The 19049-nt window shown below is 67.7% G+C and carries 16 protein-coding genes; 13 read left to right on the top strand and 3 right to left on the bottom strand.

Annotated features, from left to right (window positions below; genetic code table 11):
- Positions 1 to 204: 204 nt before the first annotated feature.
- From purD to upp, 3 genes are all read right to left on the bottom strand, one after another.
- The gene (gene purD, locus C7401_RS26005) at positions 205 to 1479 is read right to left on the bottom strand and encodes a phosphoribosylamine--glycine ligase (protein ID WP_112174300.1); all 1275 of its coding nucleotides are present in this window, start codon (positions 1477 to 1479) and stop codon (positions 205 to 207) included.
- Positions 1480 to 1593: 114 nt separating this feature from the next.
- Complete coding sequence (locus tag C7401_RS26000) at positions 1594 to 2322, bottom strand: YebC/PmpR family DNA-binding transcriptional regulator (RefSeq protein ID WP_112174299.1); 729 nt, start codon at positions 2320 to 2322, stop codon at positions 1594 to 1596.
- A gap of 501 nt (positions 2323 to 2823) precedes the next feature.
- Positions 2824 to 3474 carry a uracil phosphoribosyltransferase gene (gene upp, locus C7401_RS25995; RefSeq protein WP_112174298.1) on the bottom strand — a complete coding sequence of 217 codons (651 nt, stop codon included), beginning with the start codon at positions 3472 to 3474 and terminating at the stop codon, positions 2824 to 2826.
- Between the two features lie 382 nt (positions 3475 to 3856).
- Here upp and C7401_RS25990 point away from each other — a divergent pair, with 382 nt between their 5' ends.
- The 13 genes from C7401_RS25990 (at position 3857) to C7401_RS25930 (ending at position 19034) form a co-directional block, all read left to right on the top strand.
- Positions 3857 to 4636 (top strand): SDR family oxidoreductase, encoded by a 780-nt coding sequence (locus C7401_RS25990; protein WP_112174297.1) that lies wholly within the window; start codon positions 3857 to 3859, stop codon positions 4634 to 4636.
- Positions 4637 to 4785: 149 nt separating this feature from the next.
- Positions 4786 to 5175, top strand: a complete 390-nt coding sequence (locus C7401_RS25985; protein ID WP_112174296.1) for a methylglyoxal synthase — start codon at positions 4786 to 4788, stop codon at positions 5173 to 5175.
- 48 nt (positions 5176 to 5223) lie between these two features.
- Complete coding sequence (locus C7401_RS25980; protein ID WP_112174295.1) at positions 5224 to 6198, top strand: quinone oxidoreductase family protein; 975 nt, start codon at positions 5224 to 5226, stop codon at positions 6196 to 6198.
- A 277-nt stretch (positions 6199 to 6475) separates the two neighbouring features.
- Positions 6476 to 6601: a potassium ABC transporter ATPase gene (locus C7401_RS25975; RefSeq protein WP_112174372.1), complete on the top strand. Its 126-nt coding sequence runs from the start codon at positions 6476 to 6478 to the stop codon at positions 6599 to 6601.
- Positions 6598 to 6690 carry a K(+)-transporting ATPase subunit F gene (gene kdpF, locus C7401_RS25970; RefSeq protein WP_027819619.1) on the top strand — a complete coding sequence of 31 codons (93 nt, stop codon included), beginning with the start codon at positions 6598 to 6600 and terminating at the stop codon, positions 6688 to 6690. Before C7401_RS25975 ends, kdpF begins: the two co-directional genes overlap by 4 nt.
- Positions 6687 to 8492, top strand: coding sequence for a potassium-transporting ATPase subunit KdpA (kdpA, locus tag C7401_RS25965; protein WP_112174294.1), 1806 nt, complete (start codon positions 6687 to 6689; stop codon positions 8490 to 8492). The genes kdpF and kdpA overlap by 4 nt, the downstream gene beginning before the upstream one ends.
- A gap of 32 nt (positions 8493 to 8524) precedes the next feature.
- On the top strand, positions 8525 to 10609 hold the full coding sequence (kdpB, locus tag C7401_RS25960) for a potassium-transporting ATPase subunit KdpB (protein ID WP_112174371.1): 2085 nt from the start codon (positions 8525 to 8527) through the stop codon (positions 10607 to 10609).
- Between the two features lie 46 nt (positions 10610 to 10655).
- Positions 10656 to 11234 (top strand): potassium-transporting ATPase subunit KdpC, encoded by a 579-nt coding sequence (gene kdpC, locus C7401_RS25955; protein WP_112174293.1) that lies wholly within the window; start codon positions 10656 to 10658, stop codon positions 11232 to 11234.
- 168 nt (positions 11235 to 11402) lie between these two features.
- Positions 11403 to 14363 (top strand): DUF4118 domain-containing protein, encoded by a 2961-nt coding sequence (locus C7401_RS25950; RefSeq protein ID WP_112174292.1) that lies wholly within the window; start codon positions 11403 to 11405, stop codon positions 14361 to 14363.
- A complete protein-coding gene (kdpE, locus tag C7401_RS25945; protein WP_112174291.1) occupies positions 14356 to 15054 on the top strand; it encodes a two-component system response regulator KdpE in 699 nt (232 codons plus the stop codon). The genes C7401_RS25950 and kdpE overlap by 8 nt, the downstream gene beginning before the upstream one ends.
- A gap of 113 nt (positions 15055 to 15167) precedes the next feature.
- Entirely contained in the window at positions 15168 to 15488 is a 321-nt protein-coding gene (gene sugE, locus C7401_RS25940; RefSeq protein ID WP_112174290.1) for a quaternary ammonium compound efflux SMR transporter SugE, read from the top strand.
- A gap of 190 nt (positions 15489 to 15678) precedes the next feature.
- Positions 15679 to 16293, top strand: coding sequence for a DUF4126 domain-containing protein (locus tag C7401_RS25935; protein WP_112174289.1), 615 nt, complete (start codon positions 15679 to 15681; stop codon positions 16291 to 16293).
- A gap of 164 nt (positions 16294 to 16457) precedes the next feature.
- Complete coding sequence (locus C7401_RS25930) at positions 16458 to 19034, top strand: ABC transporter permease (RefSeq protein WP_181565691.1); 2577 nt, start codon at positions 16458 to 16460, stop codon at positions 19032 to 19034.
- Positions 19035 to 19049: the final 15 nt, after the last annotated feature.

Raw genomic sequence — 19049 nt, 5'->3', positions numbered from 1 at the left:
GCGGCGCCCGGCGCAGACGGCGGCTGGGCCGCAGGCGCAAAGGCGGCACGCGGAACACGCGTCCGATGTGCTCGTGGCGGTGTGGTCCGCTTTGACGGCGAGGCGCTTAAGCGCCATAGCACGCCGCGCCCGGTGTGCGCCGTTGCGCGGCGGCCACAGTGCGCGGCGGGACAGCGCTGGCGCGCCCCGCCGGTTACTTGGCGATTACTGCTTGCGGCCCGCGGCGCGATAGCCGATGTCGTTGCGATACTGCATGCCGTCGAACGAGATGCGGTTCACGGTTTCGTACGCCACGTTTTGCGCGCTGCGCACCGAATCGGCGAGACCGACCACGCACAGCACGCGGCCGCCCGAGGTCACGAGCTTGCCGTCGACGATCTGCGTGCCCGCATGGAACGTGACCGAATCGGCGGTTTCGGCGGGGATGTCGCTGATGCGGTCGCCCTTGCGCGGCGTGTCCGGATAGTTGTGCGCGGCGAGCACGACGCCGAGCGCCGTGCGGCGGTCCCATTCCAGCTCGACCTGGTTGAGCGTGCCGGCAATGGCGTGCTCCACGACCTTCGAGAAGTCGCCCTTCAGGCGCGCCATGATCGGCTGCGTTTCCGGGTCGCCCATGCGGCAGTTGAATTCGAGCGTCTTCGGGGTGCCTTGCGCGTCGATCATCAGGCCGGCGTAGAGGAAGCCCGTGTAGCGGATGCCTTCCTTTTCCATGCCCGCCACGGTCGGCAGGATGATTTCGCGCATCACGCGCGCGTGCAGCTGCGGCGTGACGATGGGCGCGGGCGAGTAGGCGCCCATGCCGCCCGTGTTCGGGCCCTGATCGCCGTCTTGCAGACGCTTGTGGTCCTGGCTCGATGCGAGCGCGAGCACGTGCTTGCCGTCCACCATGACGATGAAGCTCGCTTCCTCGCCCGCGAGGAATTCCTCGATCACCACGCGCGCGCCGGCGTCGCCGAGCTTGTTGTCGGCGAGCATCATGTCGATGGCCTGGTGCGCTTCTTCCAGCGTCATCGCCACGACCACGCCCTTGCCGGCAGCGAGGCCGTCGGCCTTGATCACGATCGGCGCGCCGTTCTTGTCGACGTAGGCGTGCGCGGCCGCGGCGTCCGAGAAGGTCTCGTAGGCCGCGGTCGGGATGTTGTGGCGCTTCATGAACGCCTTGGCGAAGTCCTTCGAGCTTTCGAGCTGCGCGGCTTCCTTCGACGGGCCGAACACCTTCAGGCCGCGCTGGCGGAACACGTTGACGATGCCCGCCGCGAGCGGCGCTTCCGGGCCGACCACGGTGAGGGCGACGCCTTCGCGCTCGGCGAAGTCGGCGAGCTCGTGGATGTCCGTGATGTCGACGTTGGCGAGCCGCTCGTCCTGCGCGGTGCCGCCGTTACCGGGTGCGACGTAGACGAGCTGCACGCGCGGCGCCTGCGCGAGCTTCCACGCCAGCGCATGTTCGCGGCCGCCAGAACCGACGACGAGTAACTTCATGAGAATCCCCGAAAGACCAAGACCAGAAACAGTTGCGGCCGGCGCACAGTGCGCCGGCCGTGAAAATCGCATGCGGGAGGCGGGGCCAAAGCGGGGCCTCCCGGGCCGAACGCCTTATTCCTCGGCGATCGACGCGTTGGTGTACACGTCCTGGACGTCGTCCAGGTTCTCGAGCGCGTCGAGCAGCTTTTGCATCTTCACGGCGTCGTCGCCCGTGAATTCGACCTCGTTCTGCGGCTTCATGGTGACTTCGGCCATTTCCGCCTTGAAGCCCGCGGCTTCGAGCGCGGTCTTCACCTTCGTGAAGTCGAACGGCGGGCAGACCACTTCGATCGAGCCGTCTTCGTTCGTCACGACGTCGTCGGCGCCGGCTTCGAGCGCGGCGTTCATGAGTTCGTCCTCGGGCGTGCCCGGTGCGAACACGAACTGGCCGACGTGATCGAACATGAACGCCACCGAGCCGTCCGTGCCCATGTTGCCGCCGAACTTCGAGAATGCGTGGCGCACTTCCGCGACCGTGCGGGTGCGGTTGTCGGTCATCGTGTCGACGATGACGGCCGCGCCGCCGATGCCGTAGCCCTCGTAGCGGATTTCCTCGTAGTTCGCGCCATCGACGCCGCCCACGCCGCGCTGGATGGCGCGGTTGATGTTGTCCTTGGGCATGTTGGCGTCGTACGCCTTGTCCACCGCCAGACGCAGGCGCGGGTTCGTATCGGCGTCGCCCCCGCCCATGCGCGCCGCGACCTGGATTTCCTTGATGAGCCGCGTCCAGACCTTGCCGCGCTTCGCGTCAGCAGCAGCCTTCTTGTGCTTGATGTTGGCCCATTTCGAATGACCCGCCATACCTTTCTCCGTCGCACGCGCCATGCGCGCGCAGTGTGCAATGTGCTGTTGTCGTTGCGTTTTCCCGGGGGCGCATGCGTGTGCGCGCCGTCATGTCGCGCCGTGTTGCGTGACGACCGGCGCGCGAACCGGCGCTCCTTGAGCGTGCCGCTCGCCCGCGCGTTGCCGCTTGCTGCCGCTTGCCGCCATTCGCTGCCGTTCGCGCTTGCCCGCGTGGCGGGCCGGCGGCGCATCAGTGCGAAAGCGCCGGTGCGCGCGGCCCGGACTGCCGGCGCGGCGGCTCCGGCCGCTCGCGCGACGCCCGTGCCCGGCTTGCGCCCGGCCTGTGCCGGGACGCGCCCCTTCAGGTGGATCTGAATTTTATCACGCCGGGACCGCCTGGCTTCGCCCGCCTACGTGACGACGCGCAGGGCGTTGGCCGATCGCAGCCGCCGGGGGGCGAGGCCGTCCGGGAAGGCGAGGGTGACGCGGGCGGCATGCGCCGCCGCCCGCGCGCGGTCGTCAGTTCTTCGTGCCGAACAGCCGGTCGCCGGCGTCGCCGAGTCCCGGAATGATGTAGGCGTGATCGTCGAGGTGCGAGTCGAGCGAAGCCACGTAGAGCTTGACGTCCGGATGCGCCTTCTGGAACACCTCCACGCCTTCGGGCGCGGCCACCAGCGCGAGGAACAGGATGCGCTCGCCGGGCACGCCGCGGCGCTTGAGCACGTCGATGGCGTGCGCGGCCGAGTAGCCCGTCGCGACCATCGGATCGCAAAGAATGAACGTGCGGTCCTCGAGGTCGGGCAGACGCACGAGATATTCGACCGGGCGATGGTCGTCGGCGCGGTACACGCCGATATGACCCACGCGCGCCGACGGGATCAGCTCCAGCAGCCCGTCGGACATGCCCACGCCCGCGCGCAGCACGGGCACGATGGCGAGCTTCTTGCCCGCGATCACGGGCGCGTCGATCTCGACGAGCGGCGTTTGCACGCGGCGCGTCGTGACGGGAAGCTGACGCGTGATTTCATAGCCCATCAGCAGCGTGATCTCGCGCAGCAACTCGCGGAACGTGCGCGTGGACGTGTCCTTGTCGCGCATATGCGTGAGCTTGTGCTGGATCAGCGGGTGATCGAGGATGAAGAGATTCGGAAAACGGCTGTCCTGTTTCATGGCGGGGCGCACAAGGCTGCAAGGGAATCGGGGAAAACGGTCGTGCCGCGGCCGCGCGAGCCCGAAGCAGACGCCCGGGTTGCGCGGTGGCGGCGAGCACGGCCCGCCGCGCGCGGCAAGCCGGCAGGGCTTGCGAAGGCGCCGGGCCGCGCTACAGGCGCAAGTATACGGGAACTGCGCGCGAACCAAGAGGGAAGTGAGCGTGGGCAGCAGAGGCGGGAAGCGGGCGTGCGTTTGGCGGCGCCTGGCCGCCGTGGGCCTTCCACGCGCCGCGGCCGATTCTTCTAGAATCCCAAAAAGGTGGCAGGGCGGCGCGGCGCAAGGCCTGGCCGCGCCCGCGCTGTCACAGGACGGTCATCCACGCAAAAAGGACACAAACACGATGGACATGGGCATCGCAGGACGCACCGCGCTGGTGTGCGCGGCCAGCAAGGGACTCGGGCGCGGCTGCGCCGAGGCGCTCGCCGCCGAAGGCGTCAACGTGACGATCGTCGCGCGCACCGCGCAGACGCTGGAGGAAACCGCCGCGCGGATCCGCGCGAGCACGGGCGTGGACGTGCAGGCGGTGGCCTGCGACATCACCACCGAGGCGGGCCGCGCCGCCGCGCTCGCCGCGTGTCCGTCGCCGGACATCCTCGTGAACAACGCGGGCGGGCCGCCGCCGGGCGACTTCCGCAAGTACACGCACGAAGCGTGGATCGCCGCGCTCGAAGCGAACATGCTCACGCCGATCGCGCTGATCCAGTCCACCATCGACGCCATGATCGCGCGCGGCTTCGGGCGCATCGTCAATATCACGAGTTCCTCGGTGAAGGCGCCGATCGACGTGCTCGGCCTCTCGAACGGCGCGCGCTCGGGTCTCACGGGCTTCGTCGCGGGCGTGGCGCGCCAGGTCGCGGCCACGGGCGTCACGATCAACAGCCTGCTGCCGGGCGCATTCGACACCGACCGCATCCAGGCGACCATCGTCGCACAGGCGAAGGCGGGCAGCATTTCGGAAGAGGAAGCGCGTGCGCGCCGCGTCAAGGCGATTCCGGCCGGGCGCTTCGGCACCCCCGAGGAGTTCGGTCGCGCCTGCGCGTTCCTGTGCAGCGTCCACGCGGGCTATATCACCGGGCAGAACTGGCTGATCGACGGCGGGGCCTATCCGGGCACTTACTAAAACTCAAGCCCGGCGAACATTTGCCGGGCCGGTATTTCCAGGCTGTGCGTGAGCCGGTCGTCGTTCGCCCGAACCGACGCCCGGCTCACGCAGGCCTTCGCGACGCACTGCAACACGCAAGCCACTCTCACCTCAAGGAGCCTCACGCCATGCCAACCCGCGTCGCACTGATCGCGCACGACCACAAGAAGGAAGACATCGTCAAGCTGGCAAGCGAATACGTCGACACGCTGCGTCACTGCGAGATCATCGCCACCGGCACGACCGGTACGCGCATCGAGGCCGCGACCGGCCTGAACGTCGAGCGCATGCTTTCCGGCCCGCATGGCGGCGACCTGCAAATCGGCGCGCGTCTGGCCGAAGGCAACGTCGACATCGTGATTTTCCTGCGCGACCCGATGACCCCGCAGCCGCACGAACCCGACATCAACGCGCTGGTGCGCGCGTGCGATGTGCACGACGTGCCGTGCGCCACCAACATCTCGACGGCGCGCATGCTGCTCGACGTGCTGACGCTGCGCCAGAAGGAAGCTATCTGAAGCGAGCGCACACGGCGTGCGCCATGTAGCCAACAGCAAGGAGACGTGATGAGCAAGGCAATCCGTTACGACAAGACCGGCGGCCCCGAAGTGATGAAGTGGGTGGACGTCGAGGTGGGCGAGCCGGGCGAGGGCGAGGTGCGGCTGCGCCAGAGCGCGTGCGGCCTCAATTACATCGATGTGTATTTCCGCACCGGCCTCTACCCGCAGCCGCTGCCCGCCGGGCTCGGCATGGAGGCGGCCGGCGAGGTGACCGCCGTGGGCAGCGGCGTGAGCACGCTGAAGGTGGGCGACCGCGTGGCCTATGTCGGGCGTCCGCCGGGCGCATACGCGCAGGAGCGCGTGCTGCGCGCCGAACAGTTGATCAAGCTGCCCGACGCGATCAGCGACGAAGCGGCGGCCTCGATCATGCTGCAAGGCCTCACCGCCCAGTACCTGCTGCGCCGCACGTACCGCGTGAAGGCCGGCGACACGATCCTGATCCAGGCGGCCGCCGGCGGCGTGGGCCTGCTCGTATGCCAGTGGGCGAAGGCGCTGGGCGCGACGGTGATCGGCACCGTGGGTTCGGACGAGAAAGCGGCGATTGCGAAGGCGCACGGCTGCGACCATCCGATCGTCTACACGCGCGAGGACTTCACCGCCCGCGTGCGCGAGATCACGAATGGCGCGGGCGTGCCCGTGGTGTATGACTCGATCGGCAAGGATACCTACACGAAATCGCTGGACTGCCTTGCGCCGCTCGGCATGTTCGTGAGCTTCGGCAATGCGTCGGGGCCGCTGCCGCCGATCGATTCCTCGGAGTTCGCGGGACGCGGCTCGCTCTTTTTCACGCGCCCGACGCTGTTCAGCTACATCGCGAAGCGCGCCGACTATGAGGCGATGGCCGCCGAGTTGTTCGAGGTGGTGGCCTCGGGCAAGGTGAAGACGTCGATCAATCAGCGCTATGCGCTCAAGGACGTCGGTCAGGCGCACGCCGATCTCGAAGGGCGCAAGACCACGGGGTCGACGGTGCTGCTGCCGTGAGATGAATTGATGCACCGCCGCGCCGCACGCATCGTGCCAACGGCGCCCGGGTATTGACTCGACCTTTTCGATCTTTACCTGCTGACGCCCAGGCAAAACCCAAGGCGCGCAACGCCCGTGTTGCGCGCCTTTTTCTTTTCCGTTCCGGTGATGAGCCGGCGTGACGCCCCGCCGCGTTTACGCGATTTTTATACGCGCGCCAAAACCTTTGACCCGGATTTAATGCGATAGGAGGTACCTTCCAGCCATCCGTAATCCGTGAATGGAGAACACGAAAATGGATGTGCTGTATATCGGGGGGCTGGCGGTTTTCGCCGCGCTCACATACGCGTTGATCGCCGGCTGCGAGAAGCTCACGCAGTATCGCCGCGCCGATCAAGGCGGCAAGGGAGCGCGCTCATGACCTGGATTTTCTGGCTATCGGGCGCGGCTACGCTGTTGCTGTTCGTTTATCTGGTCCATGCGCTCCTGCGCGCGGAGGATATCGAATGAACGCCAACACTCTGCTCCAGGCGGGGCTTTTCATCGTCATCCTGCTTGCGCTCGCGGTGCCCGTTGCGGGCTATATCACGCGTGTGCTCGACGGGCGCTCGCGCGTCGTGAGGCTGTTTGCGCCGCTCGAAAACCTGCTCTATCGCGTGGCCGGCGTCGATCCGCAGTCCGAGATGAGCTGGAAGCGCTATGCGCTCGCCACCATCTCGTTCAACGTGCTCGGCGTGGGCTTTCTGTACGTGCTGCTGCGCATTCAAGGCTGGCTGCCCGGCAATCCGCAGCAGTTCGGCCCGATGACCGTGGACGGCGCGTTCAACACGGCCGTGAGCTTCGTCACCAACACCAACTGGCAGGACTACACGCCCGAGCAGACCGTGAGCTATCTCACGCAGATGCTCGGCCTCACCGTGCAGAACTTCCTTTCGGCGGCGACGGGCATCGTCGTGGTCATGGCGTTGATTCGCGGTTTCGCGCGTCATACGGCGCAGACCATCGGCAACTTCTGGGTCGACCTCACGCGCACGACGCTCTACATCCTCGTGCCGATGTCGGCGATCGTCGCCGCGCTCCTCATGAGCCAGGGCATGATCCAGAACTTCAAGGCGTATCAGGACGTGCCAGTGCTGCAAACCACGACCTACGCCGCGCCGAAGCTCGACGCCCAGGGCAACCCCGTGAAGGACGCGAAGGGCAATCCCGAAACGGTGGATACGAAGGTCACGTCGCAAACGCTCGCCATGGGCCCGGTCGCCTCGCAGGTCGCGATCAAGATGCTCGGCACCAACGGCGGCGGTTTCTTCAACGCGAATTCTGCGCATCCGTTCGAAAATCCCACGCCGGTCTCGAACGTCGTGGAAATGTTGGCGATCCTGATCATTCCCGCGGCGTTGTGTCTCGTGTTCGGCAACGTGGTGGGCGACCGCAGGCAAGGCGTCGCCGTGCTCGCGGTGATGACAATCGCGTTCGCCGTGGCCGTGGGCTGCGCGCTGTCGGCCGAACAGGCGGGCAATCCGGTATTCACGTCGCTCAACGTCGACCAGCACGCCAGCGCGTTACAGGCGGGCGGCAACATGGAAGGCAAGGAAACGCGCTTCGGCATCGCGCAAACGGGCATCTTCGTCGTCGCCACCACGGCGGCTTCGTGCGGCGCCGTGAACGCGGCGCACGACTCGCTCACGCCGCTCGGCGGCCTCGTCCCGATGCTCTTCATCCAGCTCGGCGAGGTGATCTTCGGCGGTGTCGGCTCGGGTCTCTACGGCATGCTCGTGTTCGCGTTGCTCGCAGTGTTCGTGGCTGGGCTCATGATCGGCCGCACGCCCGAATACGTCGGCAAGAAGATCGAGTCGTTCGAGATGAAGATGGTCTCGATCGTCGTGCTGCTTACGCCGTTGCTCGTGCTGCTGGGCACCTCGATCGCGGTGCTATCCGACGCGGGCAAGGCCGGCATTTCCAATCCGGGCGCACACGGCTTCTCCGAGATCCTGTACGCGTTCAGTTCCGCCGCCAACAACAACGGCAGCGCGTTCGCCGGTCTGTCCGTGAATACGCCGTTCTATAACTGGCTGCTCGCCATTGCCATGTGGTTCGGCCGCTTCGGCACGATCATTCCGGTGCTGGCCATCGCGGGTTCGCTCGCGAGCAAGAAGCGCATTGCGGTGACGGGCGGCACGTTGCCCACGCATGGCCCGCTCTTCGTCGTGCTGCTGCTCGGCACGGTGCTGCTGGTTGGTGCGCTCACGTATGTGCCCGCGCTCGCGCTCGGTCCCGGCGTGGAGCATCTGATCATGATGGGCGTGCATTGAACGGGGGCCTTCGCAACATGAGCGAAACGAAAATGAATCAGCATAGTGCAACGCGGTCCATGTTCGATCCGGCGCTGGTGCGTCCGGCTATCGTGGACTCGTTTAGAAAACTCAAACCGCGCACCCAGTTGCGCAACCCCGTGATGTTCTGCGTCTACGTGGGCAGCGTGCTCACGACGATCCTCTGGATCGCGGCGCTCATGGGCCAGGCCGAAGCGCCCGCGGGTTTCATCCTCGCGGTCGCGCTCTGGCTGTGGTTCACGGTGCTGTTCGCGAACTTCGCGGAAGCGCTCGCGGAAGGGCGCTCGAAGGCGCAGGCCGCGTCGCTGCGCCAGGCCAAGAAAGACGTCATGGCCAAGAAGCTCAACGAGCCGCATCCGAAAGCGCCGATCCGCATCATGACGGCGTCCGACCTGCGCCGCGGCGACGTGGTGCTGGTCGAGACCGGCGACACGATTCCGGCGGACGGCGAAGTGATCGAAGGCGTGGCGTCGGTGGACGAGTCGGCCATCACGGGTGAATCGGCGCCGGTGATCCGTGAGTCGGGCGGCGACTTTTCTTCGGTGACGGGCGGCACGCGCGTGCTCTCCGACTGGATTGTCGTGCGTGTGACGGCGAATCCTGGTGAAGCGTTCCTCGACCGCATGATCGCGATGGTCGAAGGCGCGAAGCGCCAGAAGACGCCGAACGAAATCGCGCTCACTATCTTGCTCGTCGCGCTGAGCATCGTGCTGCTGATGGCCACTGCCACGCTGCTGCCGTTCTCGATGTTCTCGGTCGAAGCCGCGAAGATGGGGCACGTAGTCACGATCACGGCGCTCGTCGCGCTGCTCGTCTGCCTGATTCCGACGACCATCGGCGGTCTGCTTTCGGCGATTGGCGTGGCCGGCATGAGCCGCATGATGCAGGCCAATGTGATCGCGACTTCGGGCCGCGCCGTGGAAGCCGCCGGCGACGTGGACGTGCTGCTGCTCGACAAGACCGGCACGATCACGCTCGGCAATCGTCAGGCGTCGATGTTCGTGCCGGCGCCCGGAGTGACCGAAGAAGTGCTGGCAGACGCCGCGCAACTCTCGTCGCTCGCTGACGAAACGCCGGAAGGCCGCAGCATCGTCGTGCTCGCGAAGCAGCGCTTCAATATTCGCCAGCGCGACATGCACTCGCTGCACGCCGTGTTCCTCGCCTTCAGTGCCCAAACGCGCATGAGCGGCGTGGACATGCCCGGCCGCGAAATCCGCAAGGGTGCCGCCGACGCCGTGAAGCATTACGTCGAAGCGCATGGCGGTCGTTTCCCCGGCGAAGTCGATAACGCCGTGGACGACGTGGCCCGCCGCGGCAGCACGCCGCTCGTGGTGGCTGAAATGCATGATGGCGCGGCACGCGTGCTCGGTGTGATCGAACTGAAGGACGTGGTGAAGGGCGGCATCAAGGAGCGTTTCGCCGAGCTGCGCAAGATGGGCATCAAGACCGTGATGGTGACGGGCGACAACCGCCTGACCGCTGCCGCGATCGCCGCCGAAGCCGGTGTGGACGACTTCCTCGCGCAAGCGACGCCCGAAACCAAGCTCGCGACCATCCGCGAACATCAGGCGCAGGGCAAGCTCGTGGCGATGACGGGCGACGGCACCAACGACGCCCCGGCGCTCGCGCAGGCCGACGTGGCCGTGGCGATGAACACGGGCACCCAGGCCGCGAAGGAAGCGGGCAACATGGTCGACCTCGACTCGAACCCGACCAAGCTCATCGAGATCGTCGAGATCGGCAAGCAGATGCTCATGACGCGCGGCTCGCTCACGACGTTCTCGATCGCCAACGACGTCGCGAAGTACTTCGCGATCATTCCGGCCGCGTTCGCTTCGACGTATCCGCAACTGCGCGTGCTCGACGTGATGCATTTGACCTCGCCGTCGTCGGCCATCCTCTCGGCGGTGATCTTCAACGCGCTCATCATCGTGATGCTGATTCCGCTCGCGCTCAAGGGCGTGAAGTACCGGCCGCTCGGCGCCGCGACGCTGCTGCGCCGCAATCTGCTGGTCTATGGCCTCGGCGGCATCCTCCTGCCGTTCCCGTGCATCAAGCTGATCGACATGGTGCTTGCCGCGTTCGGCTGGGTTTGAGCCGCCTGGACAGAGACACACACGGATAGATACATAGGAAGCCAAAATGAAATCGCAGTTTCGCCCTCTGATCGTGATCTTCGCCGTGCTGGCGGTCGTGACCGGCCTCGTGTATCCGGCCGTGATGACCGCGTTCGGCCAGGCCGCGTTCCACCGCCAGACCAACGGCAGCCTCATCGAAGTGAATGGCAAGGTGGTGGGCAGCGCGCTCATCGGCCAACAGTTCGATGCGCCCCAGTACTTCTGGGGCCGTCTCTCGGCCACGTCGCCCATGCCGTATAACGCGCAGGGCTCGGGCGCCTCGAACCTCGGTCCGACCAACCCGGCGCTCGCCGACGAGGTCAAAGGCCGTATCGATGCGCTGAAGGCCGCGGGCACCGACGTGTCGCAGCCCATTCCGGCCGATCTCGTGACGTCCTCGGGCAGCGGACTCGATCCCGAGATCTCGCCCGCCGCCGCCGCGTACCAGGTGGCCCGCGTCGCGCAGGCGCGACACCTGAGCGCAAACGACGTGCAGGCGCTCGTGGACCGCTACACGAAGGGCCGTCAGTTCGGCGTGTTCGGCGAGTCGCGCGTGAATGTGCTTGAACTCAATCTCGCGCTCGACGGTAAAGAGGCGAGCTGAGCCCGAAGACCTGGGCGCTGTTGAACCGCACCGCACGCACGGCGCTTCGAGCGGCGTGCGTGCGGTTCATTGCGTTTGCCGTTTATGCCGCATTTGCCATATCGGCGCCACGGTGAGACGATCTTTCGTGGTGCGTGACACCTGCGCGCAACCCCATCCATTTTCCGCATGAACCGCCCCGATCCCGACGAACTGCTCGACCGCCTGCAACGCGACGAAGAGAAACGCCGCCGCGGCAAGCTCAAGATCTTTTTCGGCGCCTCCGCGGGCGTCGGCAAGACCTATGCGATGCTGCAAGCCGCGCGCCGCCGCGCGGAGGAAGGCGTCGATGTCGTCGTCGGCATTGTCGAGACGCACGGGCGCAGCGAAACCGCCGCGCTGACCGATGGTCTCGACGTGATGCCGCGCCAGCGCATTGCCTACCGTGGGCGTCTGCTGGAGGAGTTCGATCTCGACGCCGCACTCGCGCGCAAGCCGCAACTCGTGCTCGTCGACGAACTCGCGCATTCGAACGTGGCCGGCGCACGGCACATGAAACGCTGGCAGGACGTCTACGAACTGCTCGACGCGGGTATCGACGTCTACACGACCGTCAACGTCCAGCACCTCGAAAGCCTCAACGACGTGGTGGGGCAGATCACGGGCATCCGCGTGTGGGAGACCGTGCCCGACCGCGTGTTCGACCGCGCCGACGAAGTCACGCTCGTCGACTTGCCCGCCGAGGAACTGCTCGACCGCATGCGCGACGGCAAGGTCTACATGCCCGCGCAGGCCGAGCGCGCGGTGCGCAACTTCTTTCGCAAGGGCAACCTGATCGCGCTGCGTGAACTGGCGCTGCGCCGCACGGCCGATCGCGTGGACGCGCAGATGCGCGAGTATCGCGCCGACCGCTCGATCCAGCATGTATGGCAGGCGCGCGAGCGTTTGCTCGTGTGCGTGGGGCCGGGGCCCGAGGCGAATGCCCTCGTGCGCGCCGCCGCGCGCCTCGCGGCGAGCCTCAAGGCGGACTGGATTGCCGTGTATGTGGAGACGCCGAAGCTTCAGCGCCTGCCCGACGCGGTTCGCGAGCGCACCCTAGGCGCGCTCAAGCTCGCCTCCGAACTGGGCGCCGAAACGGCGACGCTGGCAGGCGAGGACGCCGCCACCACGCTCGTCGGCTATGCGCGGCTGCGCAACGTCTCGAAGCTCGTGGCGGGCGGCTCGCTGCGCACGGGCTTTTCGCGCTGGCTCAAGCGCCCGTTCGGCGAGCGTCTGGCCGAAAAGGCCGGCGACGTGGATCTCACGCTCGTGCGCGCGAGCGCGGGCGAGGCGGTGCACGCGGGCGGCGAGCCCGGCGCTGCGAGCGCCGCTACGCGCGCCGCCAATGCATGGCGCGAGGCGCTCGCGGCGGGCGGCGCCGAGCGCTCGCCACCGCGCGCCTATGCGGCCGCGCTCGTGATCTGCGCGTGCGTGACGCTCATCGCGAGCCAGTTGATCGACCGTATCGACCTCGCGAATCTCGTGATGCTGTATCTGCTCGGCGTGATCTTCGCGGCGACGAAGCTCGGCCGGGGCCCCGGCGTCATGCTCTCGTTCGCGAGCGTCGCGGCGTACGACTTTTTCTTCGTGCCGCCGAGGATGTCGTTCTCGGTCACCGATACGCAATACCTGCTGACCTTCGTCGGCATGCTGCTCACCTCGCTCGTCATCAGCCATCTCACGTCCAGCCTGCGCCGCGAGGCGAGCGTCGCGCAGCGGCGCGAGCAGCGCACGGGCGCGATGTACGCCATGGCGCGCGAACTGGCCGCCGCGCTCACCACCGAGCAGATCGTGGCGATCGGCAGCCGTCACGTGAGCGAGGTGTTCGGCGCGCGCGTGGCGCTCCTGTTGCCGGACAGCGCGGACAAGGTGCAGCAGAAGATCGAGGACCCCGATCCGCAGATCATGCTCGACGCCGAAAGCCTCGATATCGACGTCGGCCAGTGGGTGTACGACCAGCAAAAGCCCGCGGGCAACGGCACCGACACGCTGCCCGCCGCCGTCGCGCGCTATCTGCCGCTCAAGGCGCCGATGCGCACGCGCGGCGTGCTCGCCGTCGTGACGCGCGACGCCCGCGAGCTACAGGTGCCCGAGCAGCAACGCATGCTCGACGCATTCGCGGCGCAGATCGCGCTTGCGCTCGAGCGCGTGCACTACGTGGACATCGCCCGCGACGCGCTCGTCAACATGGAGTCGGAGCGCTTGCGCAATTCGTTGCTCTCGGCCATTTCGCACGACCTGCGCACGCCGCTCACGGCGATCGTCGGCTTTTCGTCGATGCTCGCACAAACGCATGAGCCGCACGAGGCGCCCGACGCGCGCTCGGGCGAGCTGATCGAGGCGATCCACGACGAGGCGCTGCGCATGACCGGCATCGTCACGAACCTGCTCGACATGGCGCGGTTGCAGGCGGGCAGCCTGAAACTCAACCGCCAGTGGACGCTGCTGGAGGAAACCGTGGGCGCGGCGCTCGCCGCGTGCCGCCGGGTGCTCGCGCGTCACCCGGTGCAGGTGAAGCTCGAAGCAGGTTTGCCCCTGCTCCAGCTCGACGCGGTGCTCATGGAGCGGCTCTTTTCGAACCTGCTGGAAAACGCCGCCAAGTACACCCCGGCGCATACGCCGCTCACCATCGCCGCGCGGCGCGTGGAGGAGGGCGGTCAGCCGTTCGTGCGCGTGTCGATCGAGGACAACGGGCCGGGCCTGCCGCCCGCCATGGGCGAGCGTGTGTTCGAGAAGTTCACGCGCGGCGAGAAAGAGTCGGCCAAGCCCGGCATCGGGCTCGGCCTCGCGATCTGCCGGGCGATCGTCGAGGCGCATGGCGGTACAATCGGCGCGGCCAATCGCGTTGCCGCGGACGGCCATGTGGAAGGCGCGACGTTCTGGTTCGCGCTGCCCGTGGAGTCGCCGCCGCCGCTGCCCGCCGACGTGACGGACAGCGCGGACGACACCGACGACACGGATGCCGCCGACGCGCCCGAAGTCCCCGCATTACCCGCATTACCCGCAGCGCCTGAAACGCCTGAAACGCCCGCAGCGCTCACGCCGTCCGGCGAGGCGCAGCGCGCACCCGCCCCCGAGCAACCCTTCGATCCCAAACCCACCCATGAGTGACCCGAGCATCGCCGTTGTCCTGATCGAAGACGAAAAGCAGATTCGACGTTTCGTGCGCGCCACGCTGGAGGGCGAGGGCTTCGTCGTGCACGACGCCGAAACCGGCAAGCAGGGTCTCGTCGAGGCGGCCACGCGCAAGCCCGACCTCGTGATCGTCGACCTGGGCCTGCCCGACACCGACGGCCTCGACGTGATCCGCGAGCTGCGCGGCTGGAGCGACCTGCCCGTGATCGTGCTTTCGGCGCGCACCCAGGAAAGCGAGAAAGTGGCCGCGCTCGACGCGGGCGCCGACGACTACCTCACGAAGCCGTTCGGCGTTTCCGAGCTGCTCGCGCGCATTCGGGCGCAGTTGCGCCGTCGCAACCGTGGCGGGGCCAACGAAGCGCCGCAGGTGAGCTTCGGCGCCGTGAACGTCGATCTGGCGCTGCGCCAGGTCACGCGCGAGGGCGCGCCGGTCCATCTCACGCCTATCGAATACCGGCTGCTCGCCACGCTGGTGCGCGACGCGGGGCGCGTGCTCACGCACCGACAACTGCTGCGCGAGGTCTGGGGGCCGTCGCACGTGGAGAGCAGCCACTACCTGCGCATCTACATGGCGCATCTGCGCCAGAAGCTGGAGCGCGATCCCGCGCAGCCCGAGCACATCATCACCGAGACGGGCGTGGGCTATCGGCTCGTGGGCGTGCAGTGACGCCTGACGGCGCGATGCACCGTGATGGTGCTATAATTACAGAATCGTAAGGACGGCCTTGCGACTCTTCGTTTTCATCGGGGACGGCCCCATTTTTCAATGGAGCGTTCCCCATGTCCTGGTTTCTTCTTCTGATCGCCGGCGTGCTCGAAGTCGCCTGGGCCGCCGGTCTCAAGTCTTCCGACGGTTTCACGCGGCTTTGGCCCTCGGTGTTCACCGTGGTCACGGCGCTCGGCAGCTTCGTCTTGCTCGCCATGGCCATGCGCCAGTTGCCGCTCGGCACCGCCTACGCGGTCTGGACCGGCATTGGCGCGGTGGGCGCGTTCGTGTTCGGCATCGTGATGATGGGCGAGGCCGTGAGCGCGGCGCGCGTGGCGAGCGCCGCGCTGATCGTGCTCGGGCTCATCGGCCTGAAGCTCTCTTCGGCCGCCTGATCCAGTCCATGCGTCTGCCGCGCCTGCGCAACACCACTGCGGCGGCGCAGCGAGCATGGCTATAATGGAACGGTCATAACCCGATAACACTCCGCGCCGCTTGTGCGGCGAGCGTGTGCGCGCAGCGCCAGCGCTCCCGCCTTCAAGCGCGGAGCACCGGCGCCCGGCCGCGCCGCGTGAGGAGGCAGCCATGCTGGAACCACTTTCGCTAGCAGCGGGCCTGTCCTGGGGCAGCGGCCTGCGCCTCTATCTCACGGTGCTGATGGCCGGCGTGTTGCAGCGCCTCGGCCTCATTCATCTGCCCGACACGCTATCCGTGCTCGCTTCGCCTTGGGTGATCGGCATCGCCGCCGCGCTCACGGTGCTTGAATTCCTCGCCGACAAGGTGCCCGCGTTCGATTCGCTCTGGGACGCCGTGCACACCTTCATCCGCATTCCGGCCGGCGCCGTGCTGGCGGCCGGCGCGCTCGGCCATGCCGATCCGGCCGTGCTGACGGTCGCCGCGCTCGCGGGCGGCACGCTCGCGGGCACCGCGCATCTGGCCAAGGCGGGCACGCGCGCGCTCATTAATCTGTCGCCCGAGCCGGTCTCGAACGTCGTCACGTCGAGCGCCGAGGACGGCATGACCTTCGTGGGCGTGCTACTCGCGCTCTTTGTACCGCTGCTCTTTCTTGTCATGCTCGTGGCGTTCCTCGTGCTGGCCGCCTGGGCGCTGCCGCGCCTGTGGCGCGGTGTGCAGGGCGGCTTTCGCGGCATGGCGACGCATATGGTCTCGCGTCTTTCGCTGCGAGGTCGCCACGATTGAGCGGCGGCGCGCCTTCCTCTTCTTCCAACCCGAAGCCCCCGCGCAGCGAGGGCGGACCGGGGTTCGCGCAAGCTGAGCCGCCGGGGGCCACGGGCGGCGCAGGTGGACCGGGTGGACCGTCGCGGCCCGCAGCCGCGCGCGCGACGCCTGGCTGGTCCGATCTCATGCAGCTTGCCGCGCGCATGACCGCGCGCGACTGGCGCGCCGGCGAACTCACGATGCTGCTGTTCGCGCTCGTGCTCGCCGTGGCTGCGCTCGCTAGCGTGGGCTTTCTCGCCGATCGCCTCCAGCGCGGGCTCGAACGCGATGCGCGGCGCATGATCGCCGCGGACTTTATCGTGCGCGCCGACCATCCCGTCGATCCGATGTTTGCGCGCGAGGCGAAATCGCTCGCGCTGCGCACGGCGACGACGGCGATTTTTCCGAGCATGGTGAGTTCGGGCATGGCCCCGTCCGCAGCGGTTGCGGCCGCATCGGGTCCATCGGGCGCTGTCGTTTCCACGGCCACGCGCCTTGCCGCCATCAAGGCCGTGTCGGCGGACTACCCGTTGCGCGGGGCGCTGCGCCTTGCCGCCGCGCCCGGCGCGCCCGATCACGCGGCGCAGGGTATTCCGCCACCCGGCACTGTCTGGGTGGACGACGAGCTGCTCGACGCGCTCAAGCTGCATGTGGGCGACACCGTGAAGGTCGGCACGCGCACCTTCACCGTGAACGCGCTCATCACGAAGGAGCTCGATCGCGGCTTTTCGTTCGTGAACTTCTCGCCGCGCCTCATGCTGCGCGCCGATGAGCTCGCGTCCACCGGCTTGATCGGCTATGGCAGCCGCGTGACCTACCGCCTGCTCGTGGCGGGCGCCGACCCGGCAGTCGCGCAGTTCGCCGCCTGGGCGCGCGAGCGCGTGGATGGCGGCAAGATGCGTGGCGTCGCGCTCGAATCGCTTCAGGACGGCCAGCCGCAGGTGCGCCAGACGCTCGATCGCGCACGCCACTTCCTCACGCTCGTTTCGCTGCTTACGGCGCTGCTCGCGGCCGTGGCGATCGCGATGGCCGCGCATCGCTACACGCGCCGCCATCTCGACGCCTGCGCCACGATGCGCTGCCTTGGCGCAAGCCAGCGCACGTTGCGCACACTCTTCGTGCTGGAGTTCGCGGGTCTCGGGCTGCTGGGCGGCGCGATCGGCGTTGCGCTCGGCTACGCGGGGCATCTCGCGCTGCTGGCGTGGCTCGGCAATCTCATCGACGTCGTGCTGCCGCAACCGGGGCCGATGCCGGTGATCGAAGGCATCGCCGCCGGCCTCGTGCTGCTGCTCGGCTTCGCGCTGCCGCCGCTGTTGCCGCTCACGCGCGTGCCGCCCGTGCGCGTGCTGCGCCGCGAGTGGGGCGACGAAGGGCGCGCCGCATGGGCCGCGTACGGCGTCGGCATCGCGCTGTTCGCGGGACTGCTCGTGATCGCGGCGGGCGAGCTCAAGCTGGGCGGCATCGTTGCCGGCGGCTTTGCGATCGGGCTGCTCGTATTCGCGGGCGTGGCGCGCGTGGCGCTTTGGTGCGCGGCGCGTATCGCGCGCAGCGGGCGCTTCGGCGGCCAGGTGCGCGCGGGCGTGGGCTGGCGCTATGCGCTCGCGTCGCTCGAACGGCGGCCGGGCGCGAGTGCGTTGCAGATCACGGCGCTCGCCATCGGCCTCATGTGCCTGCTGCTCATTGCGATGACGCGCAACGATCTCGTCGAAGGCTGGCGCAAATCCACGCCGCCCGACGCGCCCAACGAATTCCTCATCGACATCCAGCCCGACCAGCGCGACGCCGTGGCCGCCTGGCTGCGCACGCATGGCATTGCGGGGGACGCCGACAGCGATCTCCAGCCGATGGTGCGCGGACGCCTCATCTCGATCAACGGCAAGCCCGTGAATCCCGATTCGTACAAGAGCGAGGACGCGCGGCGTCTCGTCGATCGCGAATTCAATCTCTCGTACACGACGAAGCTGCCCGACGACAACCGCATCGAAGCGGGCGAGTGGTATGGCGATTCGAGCGCGCCGCAGCTTTCCATCGAGCAGGGGCTCGCGAAGCTCATCAACGTGAAGCCCGGCGACGTGCTCAAGTTCGACGTGACCGGCCTCGAAGTGAGCGCGCCCGTCACGAGCGTGCGCAAGCTCGACTGGGGCTCGTTCAAGGTGAACTTCTTCGTGCTGATGCCGCCCCCGCTGCTGCGCGATTTCCCGGCAACCTACATCACGAGTTTTCATCTGCCGCCTGCGCAGCGCGGGGTCGTGGACGGCCTCGTGGCGCGTTATCCGAACGTCACCGCCATCGACATCGCGCCGATCCTCGCGCAGATCGAGCGCGTGCTGGAGCAGGTGATCGGCGCCGTGCAGTTCCTCTTCATCTTCACGCTCGCCGCGGGCGTGCTCGTGCTCTATGCGGCGCTCGCGGGCACGCGCGACGAGCGCATGCGCGAGTCGGCGCTGCTGCGCGCGCTGGGAGCGTCGCACCAGCAGGTGCGCGCGGTGCAGGTGGCCGAGTTCGTCTCGGTCGGGGCGCTCGCGGGCCTCATGGCGGCGATCGGCGCGCAAGTCGTGGGCTCGGTGCTCGCCACGCGCGTGTTTCAGTTCTATCTCGCTTTCGATCCGTGGCTCGTGCCGGCCGGCATTGCCGCGGGCGTGCTGTGCGCGGGCGTGGGGGGCTGGATCAGCTTGCGTCACGTGCTCGCGCGGCCGGCGTTGCAGTCGCTGCGCGACGCGTAGGGCGCGCAGGGTACT

The sequence above is a fragment of the Paraburkholderia unamae genome (assembly GCF_003268775.1).
Taxonomy (GTDB): domain Bacteria; phylum Pseudomonadota; class Gammaproteobacteria; order Burkholderiales; family Burkholderiaceae; genus Paraburkholderia; species Paraburkholderia unamae.
This window is presented reverse-complemented; position numbering and strand designations above follow the sequence as displayed.